Raw genomic sequence first — 13,082 nt, forward strand, 5'->3', positions numbered from 1 at the left:
AATTAGAAATTTTATTCATCCGCATTCTTTAACATTCCCGTCAAGAATTCCGACATCTTCCACAGGTATTTATTCGTGTTTAAGTAACTATTAACAACACAGCGTAAATAAAGCACACATTGCAAATCAATGAAACGCTTAGGCTCGATTCATTTTTAATTCCGCCTTGCGGTACTAGCTGCTGATATCACTCACTGATAGCAACGATTTATCAACTAGGGGCATATAAGTGAAGCAACTAGCGATAAAACTAACGAATTTGCTATCATCCATTGCCATATTGCTACTTTTAGCTCATATAAATAAGAAATTTTGGATGACAAGAGTTTGTAGTACGTTGTATTTTTGATGGGCAACGGTTACTCAGTCAAACCAAAGTTGTAAAAAAATTTGAAGTTTAGCGAAAAACTTTTAAAAATCTCTAGACTCTCCAGCCGGCTAGAGAGTCTAGGATAAATTCAAGGCGACTCTCTTTCCAGTTATTTCTGATGTGTGAGGGATACGTCTCCATCATCCAGCTCGATCTGGCTAAGTTGTTCATTTTATCCCGTAAATCTATGACTCTCCAACTCACAGTTCCCAACATGGCTTGTTCTGTTTGTGCAAACACCATCACCAAAGCCCTTCAGGCAGTCGATGCCAATGCTAGCGTTCAGGCCGATCCAACAACCAAGCTTGTCAATGTAGAAACTCAAGCATCAGAAACAGCAATTAAGGAAGCGTTGGCTGCTGCTGGCTATCCAGTTGCTTAATCTTTAAGATCCTCCCACATCAATCACAGGGGTTCATCTAGTTATGGATACTCTCACGCTTAAACTTCGAGGCATGAGTTGCGCCGCTTGCGCCAGCAACATCGAAAAGGCAATTCGCTCTGTTTCTGGGGTAATTGACTGCAATGTTAACTTTGGAGCAGAACAAGCCGCCATCGAGTACGATCGCTCTCTAGCCAATTTAGAGAAAATCCAAAGTGCGATCGCATCTGCGGGATACTCTTCCTACTCACTCCAGGAAGAATTGCTCACTGAAGAAGATGATGCCGAGATTGCGAGTAGGCAAGCATTACAACGCCAACTCTCCCTCAAAGTAGCGGTGGGAGGTGTAATCAGCATTTTCCTATTTTTGGGGTCGTTGCCCATGATGACTGGGCTAAATTTACCCTTGATTCCAAGTTTCTTACAAAATCCTTGGATACAATTACTGCTGACAACACCCGTCGTGTTCTGGTGTGGTGGATCTTTTTACCGCAATGGCTGGAAATCCCTTAAGCGCCATACAGCGACGATGGACACGCTGATTGCTTTGGGCACAAGCGCAGCATATTTATATTCTTTGTTTGTCACTGTTTTCCCGAAATTTTTTATTGCTCAGGGCTTGATACCTCATATTTATTATGAAGTTGCCGCCATTGTCATTACTTTAATTTTGTTGGGGCGGTTGCTGGAAAATCGCGCTAGGGGACAAACTTCTGAAGCCATCCGCAAACTCATCGGATTGCAAGCTAGAGATGCCAGAGTCATTCGTGATGGTAGAGAAATTGATGTTCCCATCGCCGAAGTCAGAATCAACGATGTAATTTTGGTGCGTCCTGGTGAAAAGATTCCTGTAGATGGCGAAGTGATTACAGGCGCTTCGACAGTAGATGAAGCGATGGTGACGGGTGAAAGTTTGCCAGTCAAAAAGCAGCCAGGAGATGAGGTAATTGGGGCAACGATTAACGGTACGGGTGCATTTCAGTTTCGGGTGACACGAGTCGGAAATGATACGTTTTTGGCTCAAATTGTCAAATTAGTGCAACAAGCACAGGGTTCTAAAGCACCAATTCAGCGCTTGGCAGATCGAGTTACAGGATGGTTTGTACCAGCTGTGATTGCCGTTGCGATCGCCACTTTCATCATTTGGTTTAATTTCACGGGCAACCTTACCCTAGCAACAATGACAACGGTGGGTGTACTAATTATCGCCTGTCCTTGTGCTTTGGGTTTAGCTACTCCCACTTCTGTCATGGTGGGGACGGGCAAAGGTGCGGAAAATGGCATTTTGATTAAAGGTGCTGACAGTTTAGAACTAGCACACAAAATTCAAACCATCGTTTTAGATAAAACCGGCACTTTGACTCAGGGTAAACCGACAGTTACAGACTTTGTAACAGTCAACGGCACAGCTAATGGTAATGAAATCAAGCTTTTACAGTTAGCAGCAACGGTAGAACGCAATTCTGAGCATCCTTTAGCTGAAGCGGTTGTGAAATACGCCCAGTCTCAAGAAGTGAGTTTAATAGATGCAAAGAACTTCACAGCTAATGCAGGTAGTGGTGTACAAGCAGTTGTTGCAAATCAGCTTGTGCAAATTGGTACACAACGCTGGTTAACAGAACTTGGAATTAATACCATCACTCTCCAGCAGTATAAAGATACCTGGGAAGCTGCTGGTAAAACAGTTATTTTGATTGCTGTAGATGGCGAACTACAAGGAATAATGGGTATTGCCGATGCCCTAAAACCTTCGTCAGCAACAGTGGTGAAAGCCTTACAGAAGTTAGGTTTAGAAGTAGTAATGCTTACTGGAGATAATCGTAAAACTGCTGAAGCGATCGCAAGACAAGTTGGCATCCAGCGAATCTTTGCCGAAGTGCGTCCAGATCAAAAGGCAGCGATTATTCAATCTTTGCAAGGGGAGATAGAGAAATTTCCCAAATCCAAAATCCAAAATCCAAAATCTAAAATTGTTGCAATGGTAGGTGATGGCATAAATGATGCGCCAGCGCTAGCACAGGCTGATGTGGGAATTGCTATTGGGACGGGAACAGATGTTGCGATCGCAGCTAGCGATATCACTCTAATTTCTGGCGATTTGCTCTTAATTGTCACGGCTATTCAACTTAGTCGCGCCACCATCAACAACATTAGACAAAATCTATTCTTTGCCTTTATTTACAACGTCATTGGTATTCCCATTGCGGCGGGAATTTTGTTTCCCATCTTTGGTTGGTTACTCAATCCAATAATCGCTGGGGCGGCGATGGCTCTTTCTTCGCTTTCTGTTGTTAGCAACGCCCTCAGATTGCGTAACTTTCAACCAAAAACTATCTGATAATTGTAGGGTAATTTAGGAAATGTTCACTCAAAAAACGCTTTGGGGAAGCCTTACAGCTTTAGTGCTGCTCGCAGGAACATCAGGCGTAACATTAGCAGAAATGCCAGCCCATTCACCAGAGCAAAACAGCGAATTTCATAGTATTGAGCAACCTTTGGGCTTGAAAGTTGGTGTTGCGATCGCTGGTTTAGCCTTGATTGGATTAGAGTTGTGGTGGTTTCTTCTTTATAAAAGTCCTGAGTCCTAAATTCTGAGTGAATAATGAAATAATTGCTTGAACTTAAGACTATATCCAAGAGTTCAATTAAATGGTACTCCTACTGAAGGCATTTCTTGCAATAAAGGTAATTTTAGTGCTTGGCAATTTGATTGACTTTTAAATGTGTCATCATCTTTTGTAGAATTATGAAAAAACCTCAATTCTTATGAGTTTGCACTTCCAAGCATTTCACTGTCCTTGCCTTAGTAACTATAAATTTTATACTTCTGGTTGGGATTATCCAGAGCAAATTTGTGGCTACGATCGGCAAGGACATTCATGGCGAGGAGAAGAGCTACTAGCCATGCGCGAACAAGGTCTAATTATCAAAGAGTGTCCTGAGAAAACAGTTGTAGTAGGAGACAAGGTATCGCTGCTTGGATATATTCGAGAATGCTTAGATGGCACATGGCTAGCACATAGTTGTTATTCTTTTGGACACATGGATATGGTAGAAGTAAGCGGCTTTAAGAAAGAATTCTACGCGGTTCGATACTTGCATCAAGTTATGGATGCTGCTTTTCCAGATACGGCGTATGATCCTATACCCGAACTTCCTTGGCAACATAAGAAACTTGTTCAAGAACAACCTGAAAAAGCTATTTTTCTGGAACAATTGAATGCACTTATTGGATATATTCAAGAGTGCTATAAAGGAATTTGGTCTGCATATAGTTGCTATTACCCTAAAAGCATGAATGCTCTAAAACTGACTGGGTTTATTAGTGAATTTTATGCAGTTCGATACCTATATCAGATTGCAGAAGTTGCTTTCCCTGATATTATTCAAGATATTCCTAATCTCCCTTGGGAATAATGTACTACTTCTTTGACTACCAGCGCCATTTATACAATCTTTAAGTGTTTCTTCATTTCTTACTTTTTCTCAGCACTCAGTACTGAGGAGTATTTTGAATGATTGGACAAATTGTATCCTCATGCTGTCCGTCCATATTCTTCCAACCTGAAAGTAATCCCTTAATTTCAGAGCGCAAAGTAAACAGCTGATCGATTTGGCGATCGATCTGCAAGACTTTATCTTCAAGCTTTTCTTTGATTTCACCACAGGGAGTTTGCCCTTGGTCATAAACTTGAAGAATATTTCCAATCTCTTCTAGGCTAAGACCAAGATTTTGTGCCCTTTTAATGAATGCTAGACGAGTTAGCACATCCAATGAAAACTGGCGAAAGCCTCCCTCGGTTCGTCTTAATGAATTGATTAAACCTAAACTCTCGTAATAACGAATTGTTCTGATGGGTATTCCAGTTAAATCTGTTACCTGACCAATTAAAAGCAGTTTTTTATCTTGAGTTAACATGGTAGATTTTCCCAAGGCTTGTAAATATTATTACATATTTTGCTAAACATCAAGTGGTTTGAGAGGTAAGCTAAATATTATCACCAGTATTAGAACTTTTTATCGTAAATTAAAAGGCTTAAGACCCCTACATCTACATGTAGCACCAATTCTAGTCAGGGTTTAAATCCATATCTGAAATGTCTTGAATTTTGAATTTTGAATTTTGAATTGTTAATGGGTAGTTGTTTCTCATGGTACTGAAAGTAACTGTTTTTTTGGAGTTGCCATGTTACTTCTAGATTAACTGCTTCACTTCAAGTGAAACCATAAAAATGAATCTCAACTCGCAGACTTTTAGCTCAATCCGTAAACCTAAAATTTTCAATAATCCAGAGCGTTTTATTGAGGGATGGTATTGGGTAATACCCTCTCAAAATCTGCGGGTGGGTGAAGTAAAACCTGTCACGATTTTGGGTAGAGAATTAGTAATTTACCGTGGTAAAGATAAAATAGTAGTTACCTTAGATGCCTACTGTCCACACATGGGCGCTCACCTTGCTGAAGGCAAAGTTGAGGGTAATGCACTACGTTGTTTTTTCCACCACTGGAAGTTTGATGCTGAAGGAATGTGTACTGATATTCCGTGTTTAGATGTACCACCTTCCCTAAAGTTACAAACTTGGCCCACTGCTGAAAAGTACGGGATGATTTGGGTTTGGACTGGAGAAATACCACAGCAACCTCTACCTTTTGTTCCAGAGTTAGAGCAAAAAGAGTGTGATGTCGCCATCCATTCTCACTTCGTAATGAACTGTCATCCCAATGTGGTGATGATTAATGCGATTGATGCTCAACACCTCAATACAGTTCACCAATTGCCACTAGAAATTATTTTTGAAAGACACGAACTAAACGAGAATGCGATTATCTTCAGTAATACTACACCCATCAAAGACAATTTCTTTTTGATTAAGCTCATCCGTCTTTTCTATAAAAATGTCATAACTTACAGTATTTGCTATTGGTACGGTAGCATTGGCATTGTGACACTTGGCCCTGATTTCTTTCATGTTCATATGATGGTTGCAGTTCGCCTCCACGAAGGCGGAAAAACTGAAGGTCAAGTTCTGTTGATGACTAAAAAACGTAAAGGAGTTTTTGGTTGGTTATGCAATCGAGTTGTGCTATGGCTGACTAAGATTGCAGCTAAGTACTTTCTCATGGGTGACATCAAGATTCTTCAAACAATTCAGTTTGATTTGAAAACTCCCATCAAAGCAGATTACTCAATTATGCAGTTTATTAACCATGTTGAAAAACAGCAATCCCTAATGTGGGGGACTTGGCAAGAAGCGCGATCGCGCGATGTGGAAAGCAAGCCCAAACGTGAGAGATGGGAAGATACAATGAGTAATGACTAACACCATGTTTATTATGACCAAAAGTTCGTCAGACTGCTTGGCCAATTAAATGCACGCATTATAACTATTGTCAACAATCTTTTCAAGAAATGAATCGTTTGTAGAGGCGTATAGATGTACGCCTCGACCAATGTATGTCTAGCAAATGTTTTCCAAAATGATCTAACGATTAATAAAAATTAAAAGTTTAACAAAGTTACTTTTTTACTGGATTACTAGATAAATAAAAAGAAGTGGCATAAGCCACTTCCTAATTCCCAGGTAGAACCTAAGTTATGAGTATAACGACTACAAAAAAATGAAATAGTATAAACAAACACCAATTAACTGAATATCTCTATTTTCCTTGTTTCTAGGTGAGTAAATCCTGATTTTTATGTACTAAATAACTGTATATTTACATAAATCTCATGATTGTAATGCAGACTCAAGTTTATCAAGTTCATCGTTGAGATATGCTAGTTTCGCTTCTTCATCAAGAAGTTGCTGTTCTAAGAGGATGTCTGAAAACTTTTTAGTGTTGTATTTGAGACTTGTAGATCCCCCTAAATCCCCCTTAAAAAGGGGGACTTTGAGATAAATTCCCCCCTTAAAAAGGGGGGCTAGGGGGGATCGGGCGTAATGTTTAATACTTCTCAGACATCCTCTAATTGAAACTTGACTGCCGTAGCAGCCTCAATAGCCAAAGCTTTCTTCATCTGCCTTAACTTCTCGCTGCGGATGTCAAACTCTGCCTGAAGTGCGTCTAGTTTTTGTTGCGATCGCACTGTAAAATGCCATTATTTACACAGATTTAGGATATTGGTTACAAGGTAATTTTTATGAAAACCAATGAGCAACCAGCAAGACCAAGACAATATTAATTTTTTAATTCAACAACTACACACAAGTCAGGAGAACTTAGTTCTCAAACAGGTTGCTGAACGTTTGGGGTTTTTGGGTGCTGGTAATGCAGATGTAATTAATGCGTTAATTGACCTAGTATGTACCACACAAGATGAACCTACGCGCTGGGTAGGAATTCAAAGCTTAGGTAAAATTGGTACTGATAACAATGATGTTATTCAAACACTAATTAAGCAACTCAGTACTGTTCAGCCGCCTACCCGTAGGGTAATAGCACAGAACCTAGCAAAAATTGCTGTTTGTAACGAACAGGCAATTACGACTCTGGCTAACCTAGCACGTAACACCTCTGATGAAGTAACCCGCGAAGCCATTGCTTATACCTTGGGGTACATCGGTAAAGGTAGCCAGGATGCAATTCAAACTTTGATTTATTTAATACACAATAGTTCTTATGATTATGTTCGCCAAACTTCTGCTAAGAGCTTAAAACGCATTGAGGATACTAGTCAAGATACTATCAATGCCATAGTTGAAACTGCGAGGACTGCACAAGAATATCGTACTCTCTATACAGCATTATCAATTTTAGAACAAATTGCAGTAGGAAATACTGATGCAATTAATAAATTAACAGAAATGTTATTATCTGGTAATTATGAGCCTATTAGAAACTATCAAAAACATCATGGTCAGCGATTAATTGCTCAAACTATCGCAAAAATTGATTATAAAACTATAATTAGGTTGGCAGAGAACAACCGTAGCCAAGAGTTGATTTTCATATTAGCGGAGAGTTTAGGTTATGTTAATGTTGGACATTTAGACGCAATTAATGCATTAATTAAACTATTACCTCTGCCTCCGGATGAAATAGCTATATCAACAATTGTTTACAGCTTAGAAAAGATTGCTATTGGTAATCCAGATATAATTACAGTTTTAATTGAAGTACTTCCAAGAACACATACTTTAATACGTTCTGCGGTTATTAGAGGTTTAAGTACGATTGGCGCCAATAACCAGATTGTTCTTCGTACTTTAATTGATTTAGCTTATAATGTTCAGGATTTAGAAGAACGCCGCGCTATAGCTAAAGCCTTCGGGAAAATGACAGTTACTAGTTCAGAGGCTGTTGATGCTTTAATTTATTTAATGCGTATTTGTGATGACCATTATTTTTGGCGCCTTGCAACTGAAACTCTCCAAAAAATAGGTATTGGTAATAAGAATGCTATTGCCACATTAATTGAACTACTACCAACACTTAAAAGTGTTGATTATTGGGATGCCGTTGTTAAGACGTTAGCAGAAATTGGAGTGGGAAATTCGGCTGCAATTGCTGCTCTTACAGAAACCCTTTCTACCTGCCAAGATGAGAATCATCGGCGTTTATTGACTGGTTTATTAGAAAACATGAGAGAAAATCAATCTTAATAACTAATCGTTCCCAGATGTTTTAAATTCTTGAATATCAGATATCTGTAATTTTAATTATTTACCATTTTACGATTATTGAGATACTCAAATTTATTAAATATCCCAATCTATCCAAGAAATTCTGGGTCGTTTAATATTTCCTCCATCATTTCACCAAATGAGCGATAACGCTGTGCGCCAAATGAAGCAGTTGAAAAGCTACAAAACCAAGCTTCCCATTCACCATCTATTGCAACGATCTGAGGATTTAGTAAAAATATCACACCCATATCTTCACTGCTTATTTCCAATGCTGTTTGTAGATACTCTGGTCGGGATATGTCATCATATTGCTCATCGCCATAAACAAAATACTCTTCGTCTGTTAATGGTGATTCAGGCCAAGTTTCGATTAATTCATCTACAAAATCTTGATGGTCAGGAGCATACCATACAATATCTTCAGTTCCACAAAATTCTAGACCATATTCTGATAGAGAACGCAACCCATTTGAAGCTTTCAGAAACTCCCGGTAAGAAGGTGGAAAAGTTACATTTAAACGAGCTTCGGTGGCAACTATTTCCTCCTCAGTTGCACCAGGATAACCTAAGTAGCCAGATTTGCGAACTTCTGGGGATAAATCTTCTTCATAATTATCTTCAAGAAATATTTCTATTCGCTTTTGGCTCCATTCTCTAATACGGTTTTCCCAGTAAGTTTTTTTCATTCTTTGTAATACTTTCAGAAAGCTAAACTGATGTTTAACATACTATTATTCACTTGAATTCAATACAACGATAATTTCTGCAAGCCTAATTCCCAAAGGTTTCCAGTGGGGATTGCTGGAGGAAAAAGTACCATCCCCTAACACTGCTTGGTAGTCATTGAGAAACTTTTCAGAAGCATTGGGAGCAGCGTCTACTCGGAAAATGATTTTGCCTTGATAACGGGATAATTTACTACTATCTAACAAAATCGTGCCGCCGTAATCCCAACCCAATCCATAAAGTTTAAAATTACCTAATTTTTTACGTAACTCGCTCAACGAGGTTCCCACTCCAATACCTTCGCGGGTTTTCCAAGCTGAACCTAGATTACGCACATCTAGAGGTTTGGTACGAGTATTATCACTCCAAACCACTAGCAGCGATCGCCCCTGATTTAGATTTAACTGAGTAGCTGCAAAACTACCTATTCCTTCAGCACCAGAGATAGTTTTATCAACGAGATGGGATGCACCAAACAATCTGACTAAATCCTGCTTGGTGGTTTTGCGTGTTATCGGGCCAACTCTTTCCCCAGGAACAATTAAGGTATCTTGTAAGGGTTGCGATTTAGCAACAGTAATTGGGTGATTGATTTTCTGGGGTAGTGCAAAGGCTGGGTTTGCTGAATAGTTTAGCAGTAAAGCTAAAGTAGCTGTAGCAATGCCTTTGATTGATGAATTCATAGGTTCTATTATTGGGTAGTAGAATATGAGTGAGAAGTTCTCATATTTTAACTACTACAAATTACCAATTAAAGATTCCCGATTTTCTAATAACTTTATTTCATCGCTCTAGTCGCGTTTAAAATTGCCAGCATTGCTACTCCGACATCAGCAAATACAGCTTCCCACATTGTCGCTATCCCGAAAATACCCAATCCAATAAATACACCTTTAATTGCTAACGCAAACCCAATATTTTGCCAAACAATTTGCCTTGTTTTTCTGGCGATTTGGATTGCTTCTGCCACTTTCGATGGTGCATCTGTCACGATTACAATATCGGCAGTTTCTATCGCTGCATCTGAGCCTAATCCACCCATTGCCATACCAACATCTGCTCTAGCAATCACTGGGGCATCATTAATTCCATCCCCAACAAAAGCAACTTTACCATGCTTGGCAGCGGTGCTGAGTAACTTCTCAATTGCATTAACTTTTTCTTCAGGTAATAACTCTGCTTCGTAGGTATCTATGCCAAGCTGTTGAGCAATGCGGGAAGCGATCGCTTGATTATCTCCTGTTAACATTACTGTTCTTTCTACACCCATTCGCTTGAGTGCTTGAATAGCAAGTTTTGCATCTTCTTTGAGTTCATCAGCAATGACAATATAGCCAGCGTAAATATTATCCACTGCTAGGTGAACAACTGTTCCCTCTAACTGGCAATTATCATGAGAAATCTTCTCTCTATGCAATAGCCGATCGCTTCCCGCTATCACTACCCTATTTTCAATTTTGGCTCTAATTCCATAGCCTGCTATCTCTTCATAATCTCCGATCTCAAATTCATCAATTTTTCCACCATAAGCCTTGCAGATAGATTGAGCAATGGGATGATTTGAGTGCGATTCTACTTTGGCAGCTAATAGCAGCAGTTCTTGTTCATTCCAGCCATTTAATGGTACTATTTCTACTACTTTGAATACTCCTTTCGTTAATGTCCCAGTTTTATCAAAAACAACTGTCTTAACTGCATTTAAAGTATCTAAAAAAGTAGAGCCTTTTACCAAAATCCCACGTCTAGCTGCACCTCCCACACCTCCAAAATAACCTAATGGAATACTGATAACGAGTCCACACGGACAGGAGATAACTAGTAAAATTAGGGCCCGATAAACCCATTCGGCAGAAGTTGCACCCGAAATAAATAAAGGAGGCAATATTGCAACTGCTAGCGATGTAAAAACTACTATTGGTGTATAATATTGGGCAAATTTAGTAATAAACTTTTCTGTTGCTGCTTTTTTACTTTTGGCATTTTGCACCAAGTCTAAAATCTTGGCAATGGAAGATTCATCAAATAGTTTTGTGACTCTAATGACGAGCGCACCTGTTTTGTTAATCGTCCCAGCAAAAACTGTTTCTCCAATTCTTACCGTTCGCGGTACAGATTCTCCAGTTAATGCAGATGTATCAACTTGCGAATTACCATCTATAATTTCGCCATCTAAAGGAATCTTTTCTCCCGGCTTTACAACAATAATATCTCCAATGTTTACTGTTTTTGGCGATACTTTCTTCAGTTCTCCATCTATTTGGATATTCGCATAGTCTGGGCGAATTCCCAATAATGATTTGATCGAATTACGAGAGCGGCTGACGGCAATATCTTGGAACAATTCTCCAATTTTGTAAAATAACATTACCCCGACAGCTTCGGGTAATTTATGAATTGCGATCGCTCCTAATGTTGCTACCGTCATTAAAAAGGTTTCATCAAATATTCTACCTCTGACTATATTGCGTCCAGCAGTTTTTAAAACACTCCATCCACTTAATAAATAAGCAGGAATGAAAAGCAGATATTCTCCTATTGAGTAGAATGTATTGTGTAATTGATTTTCAAAAATCACACCAGGCGCATATAAACTTAAAATTGCTACCAAAGGCAATATCTCATTTTTCAGATTGAATTCTCCTCCGTGTTCGTGATTATGGTCATGGTTATGATTCTCATCATGATTGTGCTTATGAACATGGTTATGATTCTCGTGATGGTCATGTTCACAGCTGCAACAATCTGAAGATTCCGAATGTACTTTCTGCTTCATTTTTTCTATGTAGGCTAGTAAATTAATTGAGATATGAGCCTTTTTTTAAATGTAATGAAAAAAAGAAGTTTTTACAAGTTGGTATTTTAAGAACGAGAATCTATCTCAATCCGATTCGGTTAAGATTTTTTGATGAAAATTATAGATAGCTAAAGATGCGATAAATCAGTGTCTCTTGTCTTAACCTATCTTGATGATTAAAATTCAGATTTTTAATCTTGTAAAAATAGCTATGGCGGCTTTCAATTATATAGAATTATCTAAGATATAAATTTTGTTCCTAGCGAACAATTTATTGCTCTGTATAAAAATTTAAAGGGCTAGAGGGGCTAATTACTAGCTCTAATTTGATTAAGCTTTTATACTTACATCAAGCAAATACAGCAGTTTGCAACTAAGTGAGGTACAAAACCAAAGGCTTACAAATTAAATTATTCTTCTCTCTCCTGCCTTCTGCCTTCTGCCTCAAAACCAATAACTTTGTACTTCATGCAAATGAAAACTGCTGTAATAACCGTCTTGGGAATATACAGCGGATTGAAATTTGCTCAATTGCATAAGGTTGCGTCTAAAAGCTAGATATCAAGCTTGTTTGATTGCTGAATTATAATATAGTAAATAATTTCCGAGCGAACTGGTATAGAGATGGAACTTTCTTGGGTAACAAGTGTCTATCTAGCTATTCTCAGGGAAAATTCACTTGAAGTTTGAAAGTTAATCGAATACCCTAATCTAATAGACAATTTTCTCAAGGAAATCTATGAACAAAAAAATTCTTCTGAATTTGCTTTCCAGTTCTTCAATTTTTGTGTCGATGATGTCTACGCTGGTGGCATTTCATCCTGCCCATGCTAGTGGTAGCATTACACAGCGATTACTGCACACACAAGACGGTCGTACCTGTATCACTAACCCACATGGTGGACAAGATTTTGTGTGCATTCGAGATTCAGAGAGAAAACGTCCGTATACCTCTAAAAGTTCCTCAACTATTGTCACATCAGTATCAGATCGGAATGTTGCGATGTTGAACTTTACTGAAGAGGAAAGCGATGCTGCAATTAGAGTATTTGGTTGCGACTGTCCATTATGTATAAATTCTTTGCGTCAGTTGCAGGGTACTGGAAACTTGGTGTACTAAGATTGAATAGCGCTGATTGCGACTATAACTTTTGTTAGATACACGCGATTAATCACGCATA

12 protein-coding genes are annotated in these 13,082 nt (G+C 38.7%); 7 read left to right on the top strand and 5 right to left on the bottom strand.

From position 1 onward, the window contains the following. The first annotated feature begins 557 nt into the window (after positions 1-557). From RM049_RS01970 to RM049_RS01985, 4 genes are all read left to right on the top strand, one after another. On the top strand, positions 558-752 hold the full coding sequence (locus RM049_RS01970; protein WP_322702976.1) for a heavy-metal-associated domain-containing protein: 195 nt from the start codon (positions 558-560) through the stop codon (positions 750-752). A 43-nt stretch (positions 753-795) separates the two neighbouring features. Then, complete coding sequence (locus tag RM049_RS01975; RefSeq protein WP_322702977.1) at positions 796-3,090, top strand: heavy metal translocating P-type ATPase; 2,295 nt, start codon at positions 796-798, stop codon at positions 3,088-3,090. Between the two features lie 22 nt (positions 3,091-3,112). After that, a complete protein-coding gene (locus RM049_RS01980; protein ID WP_322702978.1) occupies positions 3,113-3,340 on the top strand; it encodes a hypothetical protein in 228 nt (75 codons plus the stop codon). A gap of 178 nt (positions 3,341-3,518) precedes the next feature. After that, positions 3,519-4,169, top strand: coding sequence for a hypothetical protein (locus tag RM049_RS01985; protein WP_322702979.1), 651 nt, complete (start codon positions 3,519-3,521; stop codon positions 4,167-4,169). A gap of 76 nt (positions 4,170-4,245) precedes the next feature. On the opposite strand, the gene RM049_RS01990 is transcribed toward RM049_RS01985, so the two are convergent. Next, positions 4,246-4,671, bottom strand: a complete 426-nt coding sequence (locus tag RM049_RS01990; RefSeq protein WP_322702980.1) for a heavy metal-responsive transcriptional regulator — start codon at positions 4,669-4,671, stop codon at positions 4,246-4,248. Between the two features lie 314 nt (positions 4,672-4,985). Here RM049_RS01990 and RM049_RS01995 point away from each other — a divergent pair, with 314 nt between their 5' ends. Next, entirely contained in the window at positions 4,986-6,074 is a 1,089-nt protein-coding gene (locus RM049_RS01995; RefSeq protein WP_322684511.1) for an aromatic ring-hydroxylating dioxygenase subunit alpha, read from the top strand. Positions 6,075-6,709: 635 nt separating this feature from the next. Here the strand turns inward: RM049_RS01995 and RM049_RS02000 are convergent. Next, the gene (locus RM049_RS02000; RefSeq protein WP_322672156.1) at positions 6,710-6,841 is read right to left on the bottom strand and encodes a hypothetical protein; all 132 of its coding nucleotides are present in this window, start codon (positions 6,839-6,841) and stop codon (positions 6,710-6,712) included. A gap of 64 nt (positions 6,842-6,905) precedes the next feature. Here RM049_RS02000 and RM049_RS02005 point away from each other — a divergent pair, with 64 nt between their 5' ends. After that, positions 6,906-8,357, top strand: coding sequence for a HEAT repeat domain-containing protein (locus RM049_RS02005; RefSeq protein WP_322702981.1), 1,452 nt, complete (start codon positions 6,906-6,908; stop codon positions 8,355-8,357). 110 nt (positions 8,358-8,467) lie between these two features. Here RM049_RS02005 and RM049_RS02010 read toward each other — a convergent pair whose 3' ends face one another. The 3 genes from RM049_RS02010 to RM049_RS02020 form a co-directional block, all read right to left on the bottom strand. Further along, positions 8,468-9,067 carry an SMI1/KNR4 family protein gene (locus RM049_RS02010; RefSeq protein WP_322702982.1) on the bottom strand — a complete coding sequence of 200 codons (600 nt, stop codon included), beginning with the start codon at positions 9,065-9,067 and terminating at the stop codon, positions 8,468-8,470. 45 nt (positions 9,068-9,112) lie between these two features. Next, positions 9,113-9,790: a hypothetical protein gene (locus RM049_RS02015; RefSeq protein ID WP_322702983.1), complete on the bottom strand. Its 678-nt coding sequence runs from the start codon at positions 9,788-9,790 to the stop codon at positions 9,113-9,115. Positions 9,791-9,885: 95 nt separating this feature from the next. Next, on the bottom strand, positions 9,886-11,880 hold the full coding sequence (locus RM049_RS02020; RefSeq protein WP_322702984.1) for a heavy metal translocating P-type ATPase: 1,995 nt from the start codon (positions 11,878-11,880) through the stop codon (positions 9,886-9,888). Positions 11,881-12,640: 760 nt separating this feature from the next. Here RM049_RS02020 and RM049_RS02025 point away from each other — a divergent pair. Next, positions 12,641-13,021 carry a hypothetical protein gene (locus RM049_RS02025; protein WP_322684508.1) on the top strand — a complete coding sequence of 127 codons (381 nt, stop codon included), beginning with the start codon at positions 12,641-12,643 and terminating at the stop codon, positions 13,019-13,021. Positions 13,022-13,082 lie beyond the last annotated feature (61 nt).

The sequence above is a fragment of the Nostoc sp. DedQUE04 genome (assembly GCF_034530995.1).
Taxonomy (GTDB): Bacteria; Cyanobacteriota; Cyanobacteriia; order Cyanobacteriales; family Nostocaceae; genus Nostoc.

What these genes read in the sequence shown, in the direction of transcription:
- RM049_RS01970 (WP_322702976.1), top strand. Translation starts at nt 558, where the DNA reads ATGACTCTCCAACTCACAGTTCCCAACATGGCTTGTTCTGTTTGTGCA.
- RM049_RS01975 (WP_322702977.1), top strand. Translation starts at nt 796, where the DNA reads ATGGATACTCTCACGCTTAAACTTCGAGGCATGAGTTGCGCCGCTTGC.
- RM049_RS01980 (WP_322702978.1), top strand. Translation starts at nt 3,113, where the DNA reads ATGTTCACTCAAAAAACGCTTTGGGGAAGCCTTACAGCTTTAGTGCTG.
- RM049_RS01985 (WP_322702979.1), top strand. Translation starts at nt 3,519, where the DNA reads ATGAGTTTGCACTTCCAAGCATTTCACTGTCCTTGCCTTAGTAACTAT.
- RM049_RS01990 (WP_322702980.1), bottom strand. Translation starts at nt 4,671, where the DNA reads ATGTTAACTCAAGATAAAAAACTGCTTTTAATTGGTCAGGTAACAGAT.
- RM049_RS01995 (WP_322684511.1), top strand. Translation starts at nt 4,986, where the DNA reads ATGAATCTCAACTCGCAGACTTTTAGCTCAATCCGTAAACCTAAAATT.
- RM049_RS02005 (WP_322702981.1), top strand. Translation starts at nt 6,906, where the DNA reads ATGAGCAACCAGCAAGACCAAGACAATATTAATTTTTTAATTCAACAA.
- RM049_RS02010 (WP_322702982.1), bottom strand. Translation starts at nt 9,067, where the DNA reads ATGAAAAAAACTTACTGGGAAAACCGTATTAGAGAATGGAGCCAAAAG.
- RM049_RS02015 (WP_322702983.1), bottom strand. Translation starts at nt 9,790, where the DNA reads ATGAATTCATCAATCAAAGGCATTGCTACAGCTACTTTAGCTTTACTG.
- RM049_RS02020 (WP_322702984.1), bottom strand. Translation starts at nt 11,880, where the DNA reads ATGAAGCAGAAAGTACATTCGGAATCTTCAGATTGTTGCAGCTGTGAA.
- RM049_RS02025 (WP_322684508.1), top strand. Translation starts at nt 12,641, where the DNA reads ATGAACAAAAAAATTCTTCTGAATTTGCTTTCCAGTTCTTCAATTTTT.